Origin of the sequence: Actinomadura sp. J1-007 (assembly GCF_009793335.1) — a bacterium.
In the GTDB taxonomy this organism is placed as follows: Bacteria; Actinomycetota; Actinomycetes; order Streptosporangiales; family Streptosporangiaceae; genus Spirillospora; species Spirillospora yumaensis.
Genome location: NZ_WING01000001.1, coordinates 4,029,550 through 4,047,256 on the forward strand (window position 1 = coordinate 4,029,550; position 17,707 = coordinate 4,047,256).

Annotated in this window: 15 protein-coding genes; 10 read left to right on the top strand and 5 right to left on the bottom strand. The window is 69.1% G+C overall.

The annotated features are described in order from the left end of the window. The first annotated feature begins 46 nt into the window (after positions 1 to 46). A complete protein-coding gene (gene msrA / locus GEV43_RS18345; protein WP_160821751.1) occupies positions 47 to 691 on the top strand; it encodes a peptide-methionine (S)-S-oxide reductase MsrA in 645 nt (214 codons plus the stop codon). Between the two features lie 439 nt (positions 692 to 1,130). Here the strand turns inward: msrA and GEV43_RS18350 are convergent, their stop codons facing one another. Further along, positions 1,131 to 2,696: a hypothetical protein gene (locus GEV43_RS18350; protein WP_160821752.1), complete on the bottom strand. Its 1,566-nt coding sequence runs from the start codon at positions 2,694 to 2,696 to the stop codon at positions 1,131 to 1,133. Positions 2,697 to 3,130: 434 nt separating this feature from the next. Between GEV43_RS18350 and GEV43_RS54950 the strand changes: the two genes are divergently transcribed. The 3 genes from GEV43_RS54950 to GEV43_RS18365 all read left to right on the top strand — a co-directional run bounded on the left by GEV43_RS54950 (position 3,131) and on the right by GEV43_RS18365 (position 8,099). Continuing rightward, complete coding sequence (locus GEV43_RS54950) at positions 3,131 to 5,242, top strand: tetratricopeptide repeat protein (RefSeq protein ID WP_206681207.1); 2,112 nt, start codon at positions 3,131 to 3,133, stop codon at positions 5,240 to 5,242. 1,503 nt (positions 5,243 to 6,745) lie between these two features. After that, a complete protein-coding gene (locus tag GEV43_RS18360; RefSeq protein WP_160821754.1) occupies positions 6,746 to 7,213 on the top strand; it encodes a cell division protein SepF in 468 nt (155 codons plus the stop codon). Positions 7,214 to 7,229: 16 nt separating this feature from the next. Next, the gene (locus tag GEV43_RS18365; protein ID WP_206681208.1) at positions 7,230 to 8,099 is read left to right on the top strand and encodes an SLATT domain-containing protein; all 870 of its coding nucleotides are present in this window, start codon (positions 7,230 to 7,232) and stop codon (positions 8,097 to 8,099) included. Positions 8,100 to 8,125: 26 nt separating this feature from the next. On the opposite strand, the gene GEV43_RS18370 is transcribed toward GEV43_RS18365, so the two are convergent. Continuing rightward, the gene (locus tag GEV43_RS18370; protein ID WP_160821755.1) at positions 8,126 to 9,109 is read right to left on the bottom strand and encodes a TetR/AcrR family transcriptional regulator; all 984 of its coding nucleotides are present in this window, start codon (positions 9,107 to 9,109) and stop codon (positions 8,126 to 8,128) included. Between the two features lie 90 nt (positions 9,110 to 9,199). Here GEV43_RS18370 and GEV43_RS18375 point away from each other — a divergent pair, with 90 nt between their 5' ends. Further along, positions 9,200 to 10,117: a zinc-binding dehydrogenase gene (locus tag GEV43_RS18375; RefSeq protein WP_160821756.1), complete on the top strand. Its 918-nt coding sequence runs from the start codon at positions 9,200 to 9,202 to the stop codon at positions 10,115 to 10,117. A 40-nt stretch (positions 10,118 to 10,157) separates the two neighbouring features. Continuing rightward, complete coding sequence (locus tag GEV43_RS18380; protein ID WP_160821757.1) at positions 10,158 to 10,625, top strand: GNAT family N-acetyltransferase; 468 nt, start codon at positions 10,158 to 10,160, stop codon at positions 10,623 to 10,625. A 4-nt stretch (positions 10,626 to 10,629) separates the two neighbouring features. Here the strand turns inward: GEV43_RS18380 and GEV43_RS50480 are convergent, their stop codons facing one another. Further along, positions 10,630 to 11,289 carry a response regulator transcription factor gene (locus GEV43_RS50480; protein ID WP_160821758.1) on the bottom strand — a complete coding sequence of 220 codons (660 nt, stop codon included), beginning with the start codon at positions 11,287 to 11,289 and terminating at the stop codon, positions 10,630 to 10,632. Further along, the gene (locus GEV43_RS50485; protein WP_160821759.1) at positions 11,268 to 12,596 is read right to left on the bottom strand and encodes a sensor domain-containing protein; all 1,329 of its coding nucleotides are present in this window, start codon (positions 12,594 to 12,596) and stop codon (positions 11,268 to 11,270) included. Before GEV43_RS50485 ends, GEV43_RS50480 begins: the two co-directional genes overlap by 22 nt. Positions 12,597 to 12,741: 145 nt before the next feature. Here GEV43_RS50485 and GEV43_RS18395 point away from each other — a divergent pair, with 145 nt between their 5' ends. Continuing rightward, the gene (locus GEV43_RS18395; protein WP_160821760.1) at positions 12,742 to 13,518 is read left to right on the top strand and encodes an ABC transporter ATP-binding protein; all 777 of its coding nucleotides are present in this window, start codon (positions 12,742 to 12,744) and stop codon (positions 13,516 to 13,518) included. Then, a complete protein-coding gene (locus GEV43_RS18400; protein ID WP_160821761.1) occupies positions 13,512 to 15,458 on the top strand; it encodes an ABC transporter permease in 1,947 nt (648 codons plus the stop codon). The genes GEV43_RS18395 and GEV43_RS18400 overlap by 7 nt, the downstream gene beginning before the upstream one ends. Positions 15,459 to 15,551: 93 nt before the next feature. On the opposite strand, the gene GEV43_RS18405 is transcribed toward GEV43_RS18400, so the two are convergent. After that, the gene (locus GEV43_RS18405) at positions 15,552 to 16,136 is read right to left on the bottom strand and encodes a GNAT family N-acetyltransferase (RefSeq protein ID WP_160821762.1); all 585 of its coding nucleotides are present in this window, start codon (positions 16,134 to 16,136) and stop codon (positions 15,552 to 15,554) included. Between the two features lie 55 nt (positions 16,137 to 16,191). Between GEV43_RS18405 and GEV43_RS18410 the strand changes: the two genes are divergently transcribed. Together GEV43_RS18410 and GEV43_RS18415 are read left to right on the top strand one after the other, a co-directional pair. Beyond that, positions 16,192 to 16,689, top strand: a complete 498-nt coding sequence (locus GEV43_RS18410; RefSeq protein WP_160821763.1) for an SMI1/KNR4 family protein — start codon at positions 16,192 to 16,194, stop codon at positions 16,687 to 16,689. A 458-nt stretch (positions 16,690 to 17,147) separates the two neighbouring features. Then, positions 17,148 to 17,675, top strand: coding sequence for a cysteine hydrolase family protein (locus GEV43_RS18415; protein WP_160821764.1), 528 nt, complete (start codon positions 17,148 to 17,150; stop codon positions 17,673 to 17,675). Positions 17,676 to 17,707: the final 32 nt, after the last annotated feature.

A 17,707-nucleotide genomic window follows, 5' to 3' on the forward strand; every position in this document is an offset into this window, starting at 1 on the left:
AGGACGCGCCCGCTGCCGCGCCGCCCGGCGAGCTAACCTTGAGGACATGTTCGGCTCCACGAAGATGGTCGACCCGGCCCAGGCCCTGCCGGGACGCGACGAGCCCGTGCCCGTCCCGCCCCGCCACGAGGTCCTCGGCACACCACTCGCCCCGCCCTACCCGGACGGCACGCGGATCGCGGAGTTCGCGCTCGGCTGCTTCTGGGGCGCCGAGCGCAAGTTCTGGGAGACGCCGGGCGTGGTCTCCACCTCGGCCGGATACGAGGGCGGCTACACGCCGAACCCCACCTACGAGGAGGTCTGCGGCGGCCGTACCGGCCACACCGAGACCGTCCGCGTCGTCTACGACCCGTCCGAGACGACCTACGACGCCCTCCTGCGCGTCTTCTGGGAGGCGCACGACCCCACCCAGGGCATGCGCCAGGGCAACGACGTCGGCACCCAGTACCGCTCGGCGATCTTCTACCGCACCGACGCCGAACGCGACACCGCCGAAGCGTCCCGCGCCGCGTACCAGCAGGTCCTCACGGCCGCCGGCTACGGCCCCATCACCACCGAGATCACCCGCGCCACCGACTTCTACTTCGCCGAGGACTACCACCAGCAGTACCTAGAGAAGGTCCCCAACGGCTACTGCGGCCTAGGCGGCACCGGCCTCTCCTGCCCTGTGGGCGTAGCCCCAGCCGAGTAGCGGCAGACGCCATCGTTGCTTCAGGTTGGGTTTGCCTGCCAACATCCGTCCACTTCTGGAGATGACTTCCAAGGCCATCGGTTCGGGTTCGACGACTCGGATTGCCAGGACACCGCCTGCGCATGCCCGCCACCAACGACCAACGATGGGACGGCTGGTGCTCGCGCCCCGTGGCGGTTGGCCAGCATCAAACTCGAAGTGGAAGGAACGACGCATCGGCGCATCTGTATGGTGCGCCAGACAGATACTCAAAGTAGGCGAGCAACTTCAACCGCTGCCGCCTGTGTTCGCGAGCTACCAAGTGGAGTGATCATGCGCGGGCAAGACGATTACTAGCGGTACCTCTGCAGGACCCCAACGCTACTGCGGCTTTGGTGGCACAGGCCTGTCTTCCCCAATCGGGAGGGGCCCCTCCCGATTGATCCCCTGGTCTCGGAGCCTATTGTTTCTGTCCATGGAGGAAGGCGACGGCGAGGATGAAGGTAGCTGCAGGATCATCGATCGAATCACCGGTCGGCAGGTTCTTGGCAGAGTCGAGCACTCGTCGGGCTAGGCAGGGACCGGACCAGTCCGCGGCAAGGGTCGCGGAGTGAACTGCCAGGTGGGGCTCTTCCTCGATGGCGTCTGCCAACGCCGGACCTATCCTCCCCAGAAAGTCGTAGATGGTTTGAAGACTGTCTTCCCCGCTCGGAGAGGTGCTGTCTAGCAGTGCGGTGACCTGGATGCCATACTCATGATCTTCGGTAGCTGTCCGTACGGTCATCATGCCGAGCATTGAGCGCAGTTTCCATGCTTCAAGCTCGTGATCGATCTCCTCATCAGGATGTTGACGAATATATTCGTCGATGGATTTTTCCCAGTCCTCCCGGTCTCGCGGACGAAGGAAGTCGCCGGAGGAGCGAGGCAGCAGGCCGTCGTTCTGGGAACTGGCATAAATCCAAGCGGGATGTATGCCCGCGCTTTCGAGTAGAGCGGTTCTCGCACGGTCGGCTGCTGCCAAGTCAAGCGGTCCATTGTCCGCGAACAGCAAGTCATCGGGTGCGGGTGGACGGCCGAGGTGTTCCTCGCGCTTGCGCTGAAAGCTTCTCATCTCTGCGGCAGCAAGCGGGCCGAGCCGAAAGACCTCGCGTCTGCGTGTTTCGACGTGAGAGTGGCCGAGTTCGAAAGCGACCTTGATGAAGAGGGTTCCTGGGCCGCCGTGCCAGTCTCGGTCTTCGCTTCTGACCGATTGGGTGAATGCGGGGAGCATGAACAGGTGGCTCACGGTGGTCAATGGATCTAGATTGAGCGGCGTCGCGCTGAGCAAGATGTCGGCCACCGGGAGCAGCGGGCTGTCCTCACGCAACCCCAATGCCCAGTCGGTCGACTGTTCGCCCAGAAGATCAAGGTCCTCATCGTCTGATGCCGCAAGTGCCGAGTACAACGCCATCAGTAGAAGCGAGCTTTCGTCGCAGACAGGTAGGCCAGCATTGATGAACAACGATAGTCCGGTGGCCAGCTCCTCCGCACAAGTGTTCTCATAAGTTGGTCCCAGATCGAACTCTGAGAGCAGGCGGTGGGCCTCTCGCTGCGCTTTCGCGGAAGGGGTGGGGAGTTCGAGGTCGGGCGGTGGGCCATGGCCGAACCGGGCATCAGCGAGGGCGCGGTTGGGCAGCAGAGCGGCAGGCAGCCTAGGCTGATCGAGTCCCGCCTTCTCGATACGCGCGGCCAAGCGGAGCAGCACGGTGGGGTCGTCGACCGGAAGTCCGAGTTCTCGACTGACAGCAACCGCTTCTGCGATGAAGCGTTGAATGCTCGCCCAGTGATGGGTTCCGCGCAGCACCTCGAGCCATGCGGTGAGTGCGTTACTAAATTCGCCCGCCCCGCGGAACTTCGCAGGAAACACGGCGCCGAGGAGGATCACGTCAAGTGGGTCGGTGTCGTTCAGCCACCCCCGCTCTTCGTCGTCCTGCTGGGCTAGGGCGAGGGCCAGGTAGCCGTACGCGTAGGCACCTGCAAGGCTCATACGACCGGGCTCGTTGGTCCTGATCAGTCGATCCAGAGCCGCGTTCGCGACCTCGTCCGGTGAGCTACCCGGACAGGCACTGCTCCGCTGCTTCTTGGGACCGTCACGCCGTTCGCGTCGTGCGCGACTTCCCTTTCCCATGACGATGGATCCTTCCTGGCGTATGACCGCCTCACGATACTCCAGCCAGCTATGGTTGGCCCCTGCATGTGGAGAGATCGGGGTGAGGAGTGGACTCGACTCGCAATGAAATCTATGGCGGTAATCAGCGTTCCGTGGTTCAGGCCCATGACATCGGCTCAGTGTCCATCAACGAGGCCACGTCTAGCGCGCCTGCTCACCTGACGGAACCGGAACTCTGGCCGCTTGCGGTGGAATGGGACCCGTTGTCGGCTGGGGCCCACCGTGCTCGACCGAGCCCCGCTGACCAAGGTGTGCCTCCGTACATCGAACGCGACGTCGATGGCGAGCTCCGTGAAAGGCTGGCAGCGGCGAACGAGCGGGGCGGTCTGGTGCTGGTCCGCGGGCACTCAGCTGCGGGCAAGACTCGGGCAGCTTTCGAAGCGATGCGTGCGGTCCTGCCAGAGCACAGGGTCGCTACACCGCAGATCGGTACCGAACTACCTGTTGTTCTTGAGGCGATCGGCGGCGTGGGCGTCCGGTGCGTGCTCTGGCTTGACGGTCTCGAACGCTTTCTGGGCCCTGGCGGCTTGGACACGAACATGCTCACCGAGTTCGAGCGGCTGCGCATCCCGCTCCTTGCGACCATCCGAGTAAAGCCATACGAGATCTTCACCCCCGCTATCAGCCAGGAGCGATTCCTGGCTGGGGACCCGGCGGCGCAGATCGGTGCGAGGGTGCTGGGGCGCGTTGAGCCACTAGATCTCAATCGGACGTGGTCGGAGCAGGAACTCCGCCGCGCGAAGGCGAGTAAGGACGAGCGAATCGTCGACGCTGTGGCGCACCACGGTTTTCACGGGGTGGCGGAGTACCTCGCGGCGGGGCCTGCGATCTGGTCTGAATGGCGCCGGTCGAATGACGTCGACGGCGCGCCACGAGGCGCCGCCTTGGTGTCCGCTGCGGTGGATCTTGCACGGACGGGTTTGGCCGGTCCGTACTCCCGGGACCTGCTCGTCGAACTGCATGAGCATTACCTGGCCGCGCAAGGAGGCGCCCTCCTCCGCCCGGAGCCGCTTGCGGGTGCGTTCGTTTGGGCTGAACGGGTTCGTTTTGGGGTAACCAGCCCGTTATTGCCATCTACCGAAGGGCACTGGCACGTCTTCGACTACCTGGTGGACGGAATTGAGCAATTGGCTCAGCCCCAGCCGGTCCCGGAATTCGTTTGGCCACGTGCGGCCGAACGCGTCGCGGATGAGTACGACGCGATGAACGTCGCTCTACACGGCGCGTTGGCGGAGTCGAACGCTTCGTGTGCGACTGCGGAGGCGCTGTGGCGGCCGCTGGCCGATGGCGGATCCGCAATGGCCGCGTACAACCTCGGAATCCTCTGCAGCGCGAACGACCGACCAAGTGAGGCACGGGAGCTCTTTCGGAAAAGTGCCGAGTGGGGCGAACCTCGGGCAGCCTATAACCTCAGCCTCCTTTTGCGTGAAGAGGGAGCCGATGCTGAGGCAGATGAATGGAACCAACTGGCTGTAGATGCCGACTTTCCGCCGGCGCTGTTCAATGTTGGCTTGAGCCTGGAAGAGCAGGGGCGGATAAACGAAGCTGAAGAATGGTATCGGAGAGGCGCTGACCTGGGCGAACATCATGCCGCAACGAATCTCGGTAACATCCTGAGTAAAGCGGGACGAACTGACGAAGCACAGCGTTGGTATCGGCAAGCGGACATGGCCAACGACGCTCTAGCGACCACGAACATCGGCGCCTTCCACCATCAGGCAGGAAGAGTACAACTCGCCGAACGCTGGTATCAAAGGGCTATTGCGCGTGGCTCGGTTGAGGCTAAGACGAATCTGGGAGTGCTTCTCAAGGAGACCGGCCGTCCGGCGGAGGCAGAGAAGTTGTACAGGGAGGCCGTAGATCAGGGGTCTTCGGACGCGGCGTTCAATCTTGGGGGACTATGCGAGAAGACTGGTCGATATGGGGATGCTGAGAGTTGGTATCGGTGTGCCGCCGACGCAGGGCATGATGTGGCAGCCTGGTGCCTCTTTCGGCTTTACTGTGACGGAGACCGCCTCACAGAGGCGGTCTCGATCGTAATGCAATTTGCGGACGAGGGTGATCGTAAAGCGGCAGCCGCCGCAGGTGAATTGCTCATCGATCTTGGTCGGCTCCAGGAGGGAATTTCCTATTTGACGGTCGCAGCAGAGTCCGGTTTGTCTGACGCTGCCTTCAATCTAGGTGTGGCGTTCAACAACTCGGCCCGTCCTGACGAGGCGAAGCGCTGGTACCGCCAAGCGGCAGAGAGCGGTGACGCGGAGGCTGCAGCGAATCTCGCTGATGTGCTGTTTCGCGAAGGATGCGTGGCTTCGGCGATCTGGTGGACTCGCCGGTCTAGAATCATGCGTCGAGAAGCCGAGTGAGGCCCTGGGCGTAAACCCCAGCCGTGTGCCCCCGGGCGCCGCCGAAGTACGGGCTGCCCCAAGTCGTCGTGGTGTGCCTGGTCACGTGGGTTGGGACGTGAGCTGGCCACGGTGGAGTGGCGGGCGTTCGAGAAGGAGTGCTCCGCTACGAAACGCTCCGGTCAACGATCAACTTGGGAGCCGATGAGGGACGGCCCCGCCCTGGTCGACGCGAGTAGCGGCGTGCGGCCTTAAATTACCAAGCCGCGCTACGACAAAGCGGGAGGGCGCCTCGGGCGCTTGAGGTCGGCGACATGGCCGTCCGCTCGCGCGACGCCTTGCTGCGTACGCGCGCTGCTGAAACAGATTTCGAGAGTCGTCTTCGAGGCCAGGCATGCCGACAAGGGTCTTTAAGCTTCCGAGCTGCTGATCCGGTGCCTCTGATATTCGAGTCTCCTGTCACTGCAACTTGCATCCGTTGGCGCGTGCCCTCAATGCTTCACTGTATTCAGGCTCGCTTAACTCGACCTTCAATCTGTGAGGCCTCATCAGAGTCGTCGGCCACTTCCTGGATGACCGCCTCTCCTCGTCCTTAACCGCCCCTTCCTGGACAGTCAAACGATCAGGCCAATAACGTGTGGTGGGTCGAGCATAGAGGAGACTGTGCTTGTGGCGGCTGCCTCTAGCCGGGCTTTGCTGAAGTCGCTTTGAGGGGCGTTCTGGTCTTGTTTCCACCCGAGGGTGCTTGCGGACATTGCAGAGGGAAGCACGGCCGAGTTGAGTTTTCTAAGGCCGGGGCCGCGCGTGAGGGGTGCATGTCCGGCGGCGCGCACGCGACGAGCTGAGTTCCTTTCGCATCTCTGGGACTTCTCAGTAACTTCTGCTTGGCGAGGACGATACGGCCGCGCCGTGGCTTCCGTTCGTTGGAGGAAGCCGGCTGCAAGGTCGTGCATGCGTCGCACGGTCATGGAATTCTTTTCGGGCCCATTGGCGTCCACCAGTGCGACCATGAGTTCCCGTGTGCGGATGAAGTCGTATCGCCCGAGGACTTTTGCAGAAGCGGGGCAGCTTGCAGCGATCACCGCAGTTCGGTGTAAAATTTGGTGTCCAGCGCGTCGAGTTTTTCGGGCACGATCCAGTAATTCCTGTTGCGAATCCTTGTCGGTCAGGCGGTGGTCCCACTCTTCCGTTGGGTGGTCGGATGTTCCGTCCCCCTTGCTGGCAGGCTACTGCCCTGTATGCGAACGGTGACTTTCGTGCTCTCCTTCAGCGCCGTGGACGGGCTACTCATAGTCATGGTCCTCGGCGCTGGCGAGGCTAGGCTCTCAGCCAGCCACGTCCTACTCCGAGGTTCGGGCCCGGCACCCGCATGGGCCTCCCGCAGAGACTGGTGCAGTCTGGTGAAGGCGCCGCGCTCGTGACGTACGACCATGTGGTGGGTCACCGGACACGTTCTTCTGCCCGCGAACTGGGGGTTCGCCGGACAGGGGTGCTCCTCGCAGGGGTGATAGCTACAGTCTGAGGGTGCCCTATGAGATCCAACCAACATTTCTTGTGGAAGCGCTTTGGCTGGCGGTGGCCCTGCTTCTCTTCATGCTCGGGCTTGCAGCGCTGCGCCGGAGCGATACGAGAGTCGGACGCGCGGGCTATCGCCGCCCGGTCGGCAATACAGGCGGGCCGGACAGAGGTCGCGACCCGCTTGCGGATGCTTTGGACGATGTTTCTTGGCTCAACGAATTCGATCCTCATTCTGAGCGTATTCGGGGCGTTCAATTGGATGATCTCGTGAGATACAGGCCCGCTACCTATCGCTCTGCGGTTTCCGACATAGCTCGCGCTCATCGGGAAGGGAAGGTCCTATCGGTTGATCTGGCACCGCTGGAGACCTTCCAGGCGGCGCGAATCGTTGATTTCTGCAGTGGCCTGGCAAAGGGAAGCTCGGGCTGGATATTTCGCGTGACAGACACGGTCATACTGATCAACCCTCGATAATCGACGATAAGGCCGAATGATCGAAAGGAAGCTTGTGGACGAGCAGATACTCGCCATCAACCACAAGGTGCGCACCCTCCAGCTACACCTGGACATTGCAAGGAGGCGACACCGCTGGTCGCACATCTCACTGTTGCTGGGGCCAGTCCTCGGGCTGGTTCTCTATTGTATCTGGTGGTTGCCCGGGATTGACAGGAAACTAGTGTACGTAATTTACGCACCTGCGCTGATCATGGTCGCGGGATTCGTCGTTGCGACCGTACTGTTGAAACATTATCCAGGTGGGCCGGTCAATATGGAGGTCCGTGGTGGCTCTCCCTGGGAAACCTGGCGTGCAAGGCAGAAGGGTCGGAAGAGTGAAGGGCAGTTGGAACTTGAACTGGCACGTGAACGAGAGGTTAGAAAGCGATTGATTTCTGAGGCGGAGACGCCGGTCAGGGTTCGCCGTACCTCCTACAAGGAGGATGCGTATGCGGATATCGATCAGCTCAGGCAGGAGAGTAACTCGTACAGGCGCATCAATAATTGCTTGCAAGGCCTTCTAATAATCGGCTCCTTCGCTGCGACGGCGATCGCCGGTGTGGCCACCAGTCATGCCGTTCTGCGATGGGCCACTCCGGCCGTCACCTTCCTGGTCGGAATCTCGAGCGGATTCATGGGCTACTTCAAATACAAGGAACGCAGCTTCTATCTCCAGCAGACGGCCGACAGTATCGAACAGGAATGGGAGGCGGTAGAGATTGGCGTCGGACGATACAAAAACATCGCGGATGAAAATGAGCGCCTCGAGGAGTTTGTTGCGGAAGTTCATCGCCTGAAATCCGAGCAGAAGAAGCGTCAGCAGAATCTGGAACAGCCGGCCGAGGAGCGTCAGGTCAACGAGTGAGCTGAGTGGATGCACTCGTAGGGTGGTCAGCACCTGACTGGTTGAGCTGGCTGGCCCATGGGTTGCGTGGTAATCGAGCGGCCCAGGTGGGGCTGAGCCGTGGCTTCCGTGGAGCTGTTTTGGATGAGCCGGGCAGCCTGCGGTGGAGAGTGATCACACCTTTTGACGCAAAATTCTCGTTGGTCGCGTGGAGACTTTGAGTGGCCGGTCCAGGCGTGACCGTGGGCGACGGCGAAAGCTGCCACCAGTAGTACTTCCGGAAAGTGCCCCAGGCGGTTACTGCGGTCTAGACGGACCGGCCCCTTCTGTGCGGTCGGCTTCGCTCCGGCCCATTGACTCGGACGGCGTTCGACGAGCTTGCAGGGGACTGGGCGAGGGATGCGGCGCTCACTGAGAGGTGGGGCAGGTGCGGGGTGGGGGGTGGAGGTCGGGGGGAGGGGGAGGCCGGTCAGGGCTGTGTGGGTGAAGGCGACGATGTTCGTTCTCACTTCGGCCAGGGACATGCCGGCTTCGGTGAGTCTGTCGACGAGGTCGGCGCGGGGGGCGTTGAGGACGGCGTGGGCCAGGAACGCGGGGTCCGGGAGGTTCGGGGGGTCGGCGGGGGTTCGCAGTTCGGTGATGACCTTGGTCATCGCCTCGTGCCAGAGGCGGTAGTGGCGGAGGCGTTCGGGGGTGGCGTGGCGTCCGCCCATGGCGCGGACGAGGGGCAGGCCGGGGACGGTGATCCGGTCGAACAGCTCGGTCATGAACGCCAGGGCGCGGTGCAGTGGGGGGCGGGACGGGTCGGCGAGGCGGGCCAGGGCGCCCGGCTCCCAGTCGGCGGTGAGCTGCTCGAAGAGGGCGCCGAACAGGCCCTCGCGGTCGCCGAAGCGACGGAACAGCGTGCCCTTGCCGACCCCGGCCTCGGCCGCGATGTCGTTCATCGAGACCTGGTCGATGTCGTTCTCGCAGATCAGCCGGTGCGCGGCGAGCAGGATCGCGCGCTGGTTGCGTTCGGCGTCCGCCCTCATGACCCCTCGCCGCTTGACATATCCGGACCGACGGTCCGTATGCTAGCGGATGTTAAGCGGACCGCCGGTCCGCTAGAGGAGGGACGAGCCATGCGCGCTGTGCGCTTCCACCAGTACGGTCCGCCCGAGGTGCTGCGGTACGAGGAGGTCCCCGACCCGGTGCCGGGGGACGGGGAGGTCGTCGTCGAGGTCGCGGCGGCCGGGATCGGGTACACCGACGTCCAGCTCAGGGCGGGCGCGCTCGGCGACTGGATGCCCGACCTGCCGATGCCGTTCGCGCCCGGCCACGAGGTGGTGGGGACGGCCGGGGGGCGCCGCGTCCTCGCGCAGGTCATGGGCGGCGGCTACGCCGAACGCGTCGCGGCGCCCGCGGCGGCGCTGGTGCCGGTCCCCGACGGGATCGGCGACCACGAGGCCCTCGCGCTGCTGACGCAGGGCACGGTCGCGGTCGGGCTGCTGGACGTCGCGCGGGTCGAGAAGGGCGAGAGCGTGCTGGTCGAGGCGGCGGCCGGCGGGGTCGGCAGCCTGCTCGTCCAGCTCGCCGCGCGCGCGGGCGCGCGGGTGGTCGCCGGGGTTCGCGGCGAACGGGAGGCCGAGCTCGTCCGGAGTCTCGGCGCCGACGAGACCGTCGACCTCGAACGGGACGAGTGGGAGTTCGGCCCGGTGCAGGCCGTGTTCGAGTCGATCGGCGGCCAGGTCACGCGCAAGGCGCTCGAACGGCTCGAACCCGTCGTCGGGCGCATGGTCCTCTACGGCAACGTCAGCGGCGTCCCGCACGAGATCGACAGCGGCCTGCTCTACCGGCGCGCGCTGTCGGTGCTCGCGTTCGCGACCGCGCTGATGCCGCCCGAACGGATCGCCCCGCTGCGCGAGCGGGCGTTCGACCTGGCCGCGCGCGGCGAGCTGAACCCGGTCATCGGCTCGGCCCGGCCGCTGGCCGAGGCGGCGGAGGCGCACCGCGCGTTCGAGGAGCGGACGACGATCGGCAAGAACGTCCTGCTGCCCTGATCGCGTCCTAGGTTGGAGTGCACGCGACCGAGGGAGGGCCATGGAAGCGATCAGGCGGGCACGGCTGGACGACCACGCGGCGATCATCGCGGCGCTGCCGGCGTGGTGGGGCGACTCGCGCACGCCGGACGAGGCGCGCGAGCTGTCGCTGCTGCTGCCGCGCCTGTTCCTGGAGCACTTCGCCGGAACGAGCCTGGTGGCGGACGGCCCGGACGGCGTCGAGGGCTTCCTCGTCGGCTTCCACTCCGCCGACCGCGCGGACGAGGCGTACATCCACTTCGTCGGCGTCCATCCCGACCGGCGCAAGGGCGGCCTCGCCCGGACGCTCTACGAGAGGTTCTTCGAAGAGGCGCGGGCGGCGGGGCGGACCACCGTGCGGGCCGTCACGTCGCCGGGCAACACGGGCTCCATCGCGTTCCACCGCGCGATGGGGTTCGAGGCGAGCGCGCCGCGCGCCGACTACGACGGGCCCGGCCAGCACCGGGTGTGCTTCCGCAGGGCGCTGTGACCGGTCAGGCGGTGCCGCGCAGGTAGGTGAGCACGGCGAGGACGCGGCGGTGCTTGTCGTCGGTGAGCGGCAGGTCGAGCTTGGCGAGGATGTTGCCGACGTGCTTGCCCACCGTCGCGTCCGAGATGTGCAGGATGCGGGTGATGGCGCTGTTGGAGTGGCCCTCGGCGATGAGGGCGAGCACCTCGCGCTCGCGCGCCGACAGCCGCGACAGCGGGTCGCGGCTGCGGCGCAGGAGCTGGCGGACGACGGTCGGGTCCACGACGGTGCCGCCCTCGACGACGCGGCGCAGCGCCGAGACGAAGTCCTCCACGTCCACCACGCGGTCCTTGAGCAGGTAGCCGACGCGGACGCCGTCGCGCGAGTCGAGCAGCTCGGCGGCGTAGCTGAGCTCGACGTACTGGCTGAGCGCGACGACGGCGAGGCCGGGGCGGGCGCGGCGCAGCTCGACGGCGGCGCGCAGACCCTCGTCGCTGAACCCGGGCGGCATCCGGATGTCGGTGACGACCAGGTCGGGCTCGTGCTCGGCCGCGGCGGCGAGCAGCGCCTCGGCGTCCCCGACCGCGGCGACCACCTCGAACCCGAACCTGCCGAGCAGGCCCGCGAGGCCCTCGCGCAGCAGGACGCCGTCCTCGGCGAGGACTACTCGGACCGTCGGCCGCACGGGATCTCCACGCGTAGCAGGGTCGGCCCTCCGGCCGGACTGGACAGCAGCATTCTGCCGCCGATCACGGCGACGCGGTCGGCCAGGCCCGTCAGACCGGTGCCGCGGCCCGGGTCGGCGCCGCCGCGCCCGTCGTCCTCGACCTCCAGCACGAGCGTCCGGCCGCGCGTCGCCGCGGTCAGCGCCGCACGCGTCGCGCGGCTGTGCTTGGCGACGTTGGCCAGCGCCTCGGCGGCGACGAAGTAGGCGGTGCCCTCCTCGTGCGGCGGGAGCCGTTCGGGCAGGTCGGCGCGTACGGTCACGGGCACGGGCGAACGGTCGGCCAGCTCGGCCAGCGCCGCCGGGAGCCCCCGGTCGGTGAGCACCCGCGGGTGGATGCCGCGGATGAGCTCGCGCAGCTCGGTCATCAGCAGCTTCGCCTCCTCGTGCGCGTCGGCCACGTCGCGCCCGGCCTCGGAGCCGGGCGGCAGCTCGACCCGGACGAGGCCGAGCTTGAGGGTGAGGCTGACCAGCCGCTGCTGGGCCCCGTCGTGCAGGTCCCGCTCGATCCGGCGGCGTTCGGCCTCGAACGCGTCGACCAGCCGGGCCCGCGAGCGCGACACCTCGACCAGCTCGGCGCGGAGCCGTTCGCCGGAGCCGCGGCCGAGCAGCGCGCGGGCGAGGGCGGCGTGCGCGCCCGCGAGCAGCGCCGCCGCGTACGGCAGCGCGGCGAGCAGGACGAGCCCGGCCGCCCCGTACGGGAGGGCCTCGGCGACGGAGTCGATCTTGACGGGGCCGAGCGCGAGCGGCTCGCCGGCGCGGCCGGACCCGTTCCCGGCGAGCAGCGGGCTGGCCGCGAGCCCGACGACGAACAGCGCGATCATGAAGAACGCCCCGTACAGGACGGGCGCCGCCGCCAGCAGGAGGCAGGCGTAGCCGAGCTCGCGCCAGGTGGCGGCCTCGCCGTAGCGGACCCGCAGCCACCGCGCCGCGCCGGAGGCCGGGACGTGCCCGGACGTGACGGGCCGGGTGTCGACCAGCCGGAGCCGCCGCCGTTCGACGCCCGCGAGCGGGAGCGCGACCAGCGGCCCGAGGCCCGCGACCAGCAGCGCGCCGAGCGCCGCGAACACCGTCCGCGCGCCGAACCCGTGCCGCGACGACAGCGCCGCCGCCCAGGGCAGCGCCAGCACGGCGAACGGCACGGCCGCCGCGAGCGCGGGCCCCGCCGTCGTCAGCAGGTAGCCCGCCGAACGCCACGGCCAGGACGAGATCAGGAACCGGCGCCGGGCCACCGATTCCAGCGGATTCCGCGGATCGGTGCTGGTCACGGGCCCACGCTAGCCGAGAACGCGTAGCGGCGCGGTAGCCCTGGCCCTACCTGCGATCGGTGGCCCGCCATGATGCCGGGCGCGTCCCCCGGGTGGTCCCCTGGAAGGACGCCAAGCCCACTGGACAGCCGGAGGAACAGTGCCGATGACACAGCTCAGCGGTCCGCCGCCCGCGCGGTCCGCCGCGTTCCCGATCGCGGCCGAGCTGCGCGACGTGTCGCGGGTGCACGGCTCGGGCAGCGCCATGGTCCGCGCGCTGGACGGCGTCAGCCTGGCGTTCCCCGCCGGGTCGTGGACGGCGGTGATGGGGCCGTCCGGTTCGGGGAAGTCGACGCTGCTGCACTGCGCGGCCGGGCTGGAACGGGTCACCGGCGGCCAGGTGTTCCTCGCCGGGCAGGAGATCACCGGAGCCCCGGACGCGGTGCTGACGCGGCTGCGCCGCAAGAAGATCGGGTTCGTCTTCCAGAGCTTCAACCTGATGGGCTCGCTCACGGCCGAGCAGAACGTGGCGCTGCCGCTGAAGCTCGCCGGCGTCCGCGTGCCCCGCGGCGACGTGCGGGCCGTGCTGGAGGCCGTCGGCCTCGGCGACCGGCTCCGGCACCGCCCGCGCGAGCTGTCCGGCGGCCAGCAGCAGCGCGTCGCGATCGCGCGGGCCATGGTCACCCGTCCCGCGGTGCTGTTCGCCGACGAGCCGACCGGCGCGCTCGACTCGGCGTCCGCGCGGACCGTGCTGTCCCTGCTGCGCCGGATGGTGGACGAGGAGGGGCAGGCCATCGCCATGGTCACCCACGATCCGGCCGCGGCGGCGCGCGCCGACACGGTCGTGTTCCTGTCCGACGGGCGGCTGGTGGACCGCCTCGACCGGCCGACGGCCGCCCAGGTCGCCGAACGGCTCGCGCGGCTGGAGGCGGCGCCGTGCTGAGCCTGTCGTTCAGCACGTTCCGCGACCGGTGGCGGCTGTTCGCGGGCGCGATCGTCGCGGTGGCGCTCGGCGTCGCGCTCGTCCAGTCGTCCCTGCTGGTCATGGTCTCGACCGACCGGGCGCCCGTCCCGCCGGGCGCGTCCGGGCGGGTGCGCGAGCAGATCCGCGAGGGGTACGCGGGCGCGGCGACGCTGCTCGGGATGACGGTGATGCTGTCGGTGTTCCTCACCGTGTTCATCGTCGGCTCGACGTTCGCGTTCACCGTCGCGCAGCGGCGCCGCGACCTCGCGCTGCTGCGGCTGGTCGGCGGCGGGCGGGGGCAGCTCGTCCTGCTGCTGCTCGCCGAGGCGCTGCTGCTCGGCCTCGCCGGCACGGCGCTCGGCGCGGCGGCGGGCGTCCCGGCGACGTGGGCGCAGGCGCGGCTGCTGATCGCGCTCGGCTTCCTGCCGGACGGGTTCGCGCCCGTCCTGTGGGACTCCGGCGCCGCCGTCGCGTCCGCCTGCGTCGGGATCGCGGTGTCGCTGGCGGGCGTGCTCGCGGCCTCGCGCCGCGCCGCGAAGGTCCGCCCGCTGGACGCGCTGCGCGACACCGGCGCCTCGGCCCGCGTGATGACCCCGATGCGGTGGCTGTCGGGGGTGTCGGGCCTCGCGCTGACCGTCCTGATGGTGGCGCTCGCGCAGTCGGCCGAACTGCTCGGCGCGATGATGCTGGCGCTCGGCATCTCGATCACCGGCGGGGTCGCGCTGAGCGCGCTCAGCCCCCTGGTCGTGCCGCTCGCGGGCCGCGCGCTCGGCGTCGCCCTGCGCAGGAGCACGCTCGGGGAGATCGCGCAGGCCAACCTGCGCGACGGCGTGCGGCGCAGCGCGTCCACGGCCGCGCCGCTGATCGTGCTGGTCGCGCTGCTGGTCGGCCTCGCCGGGACGCTCGGTTCGCTCGCGCTGATGTCGGGCGAGGAGCAGCGCCGGCTCGTCCGGGGCGACCTGGTCGTGGAGTCGCCGGGCGCCGCGGCCGAACGGATCGCGGCGGTGCCCGGCGTGGCCGCCGCCTCGCCCGAGGTGACGGTGCCGATCAGCGTGACCGCACGGCACCACGAGGAGGGCCGCTCCTGGCGCAGGACCCACTACTCCGGGATCGTCGCCGTGGACCCTCCCGCCTACCGGCGAGCGCACAAGGTGCGGCTGCTCGCGGGCTCGTTCGACCGGCTGCGCGGGCGGACGATCGCGCTCGGGCCCGGCATGGCGGCGGAGGGCGTCCGCGTCGGCTCGACCGTGACCGCGCGCGTCGGCGGGCACGCGGTACGGCTGAAGGTCGTCGCCGCGTTCGTCCCGACGCTGGAGAACTACTCCGAGACGTTCCTCGTGCCGCGCGACGTCGTGCCCGCGCCGGTCCGCGCGGGCGGGGAGGCGCAGACCGTCGTACGGGTCGCGCCCGGCACCGAGCCCGCCCAGGTCCGCGAGCGCGTCCGCGCCGCCGGCCTCGGCAGGGCGCGGACGGTCGCGCAGTGGGCGGACGCGCGCACGGCCGAGCAGCAGCGCGGCAACCTCGGCATCCTCGCCGTGCTCATGGGCATGGCCGGCGGCTACGCGGTCGTCGCGGTGATCAACGCCGTGGTGATCGCCGGGACGGAGCGGCGGGCGGAGTTCGCCGCCGCCCGCGTCGCCGGGATGAGCCGCCCGCAGGTCGTGCGGGCCGCGCTCGTCGAGTCGTGGGCGGTGACCGCGATCGGGCTCGTCCTCGGGTGCGCGGTCGCGGGCGGCGCGCTGTCCGGGATGCTCGCCGCGTCGCTGCGCGGCGCGGGCCGCCCGCTCGTGGCCGTCCCCTGGACGCTCCTCGCGGCCGTCACCGTCGGCGCGTTCGCGGTGACCGGCGCGACGAGCGTCTGGACGACCTTCTCCGCGACCCGCCCCCGCCCCGTGACCCTCCTCACCACCCGCGAATAACCGCGCACGGCCCCGCGCGGACCAGCCCGCACCTCCCGCGCGCGTGTGCGTCGGCCGCCGCGTCCGACTCGGCCCGTGGCGGGTCCGTGGCGCTCAGCCCGGCTGTGCGCCTGTGTTCGCCGTGTCCGGTGCGTTCGGGTCGGGGGCGGGGCGGCGCTGGCCGTAGACGTGGACGCGGTTGCCGCGGTACTCGGTGTCGCGCAGGTGGCGGTGCCCGATGCGCTCGGCGACGGCGATGGAGCGGTCGTTGCCGGGCAGGATCAGCGAGATGACCTCCTCGGCGTCCAGCATCGAGAAGCAGTAGGCGAGCGCGGCGCGGCCCGCCTCCGACGCGTACCCCTTGCCCCAGTGCGCGCGGGCGAGGCACCAGCCGACGCCGAGGCCGGGGAACCCGTGCGGCCGCCACGGTCCCGCGCGCCCGACGAACAGGCCCGTCCCCTTCTCCACCAGCGCCCAGTGCGAGAACCCGCGGATCTCGCGGTGCCCGATGAACATGGCCAGGTTGCGCCACGCGTCCATCGGCTCCAGGCCCGCCTTCTCCGGCGGCCCGCCGCCGCGCGTTGCGCCGTTGCCCTCGGCGAGGCCGCCCGCGACGTCCGGGTCGGCCATCATCGCGGCGTAGTCGTCGAAGTCGTCGCCCCTCAGCGGACGCAGGATCAGCCGTTCGGTCTCCAACATGATCACAGTGTCGGGGGCGCGGCGGCCCGTACGGAAGGGTGGTTGGGTGGAGCGCATGGAGTCTCTGCGGCGGGCGTTCGCCGGGCGCGGCCTCGGGGCGCCGCTCGGCTGGGACGCGGTCCGCGCGTTCGAGGCCGAGCACGGCGTCGCGGTGCCCGAGCCCTACCGCACGTTCACCGCGCTCGTCGGGGACGGCTGCGCCGAAGGCCCGCCCGCGTACGGCCTCGCGCGGCTGGCCGACACGGTCCCGGAGGGCTGGCGGCCCGACGTGCCGTTCCCGCTGACCGAGGCGCTGCTCTGGGACGACGCCGAGGATCTGGAGAGCGGCGAGCCCGACGTGCGGAACGGCTGCCTGCTCCTCGGCACGGACGGCTGCGCGATGGACTGGGTCCTGGTCGTCGCCGGCGAGCAGCTCGGGCATGTGTGGCTCGTCACCGACGCCGGCGCGCTGCCGTTCGGCAGGCCCTTCGGGCACACCGGCGGGACGCCCGGATTCGACGGCTGGGCGGCGCACTGGGCGGCGGGCCGCGACTGGTTCGACCGGCGCGCGTGACCGTTCGCGCGCCCGGGGAGGCCGTGCTGAGAGCGGACAGGGCCTCCCCGCGCCGTGGCGGCGCGGGGAGGCCCTGTGCGTCGATCGTTCGCGCGACCCGCGGGAGACGGGAGGTCCGTGATCAGTACGGCAGGAGGCGTCCCGACGGAGTCCTGAGGTCGAGCGGGCTCGGTTGACGTGGAGGCTTGGGGCGTTTGACGAGCTGCTGCCGTGCCATGGTGATCATCTCCCCCGTCGGGCCGGGTGCTAACCCGTCGATCGAGCCGATGTCGTGCTCACCCCGTACGACGCCGCCGCACGGTGCGAGGTTCGACGAGCCTATGCGACGGCCTCTGCCCGTTCGACCGGTTTTCGGGAGCCCGTTCTCGCCCTGCGCAGGCGAATCATCACGTCCCGTGCCCATTGCGCGATCATGGCCGGACCTGGCCGGACGCCGCGCGGGCCTAGACTTCCGCCCCATGAGCGAGTTGGCCGTCGAGCCGTCCCGTACCGCACTGATCGTCATCGACCTCCAGGTGCGCATCGTCGGCATGCAGACCGGGCCGCGCGGCGGCGCCGACGTCGTGCGCGCCGCGATGCGGCTGGCGGACGCCGCGCGCGAGGCGGGCGCGCTCGTCGTGATCGTCCAGGCCGAGCGGCCGGGCGTGGACGAGCAGCCCCCCGGCAGCGAGCTGGTCGGCGAGATGGAGCCGCGCCCCGGCGACCTGCTGATCACCAAGCGGGCCTGGAACGCGTTCCACGAGACCGGCCTGCACGAGAAGCTGGCCGGGCAGGGCATCGACACCGTGGTCGTCGCCGGGCTGATGACCAACGCGGGCGTCGAGTCCACCGCGCGCACCGCGAGCGACCACGACTACCGGGTGGTCCTGCCGCACGACGCGATGGCCGGGTTCACCGCCGAGGCGCACCGCTTCGCCGTCGAGACGATCTTCCCGCTGCTCGGCGACGTCGCCACCACCGACGACGTCCTCGCCGCCCTGCGCTGACCGCCACGCGGCCCGCCCGCGCCGCGCGGGGG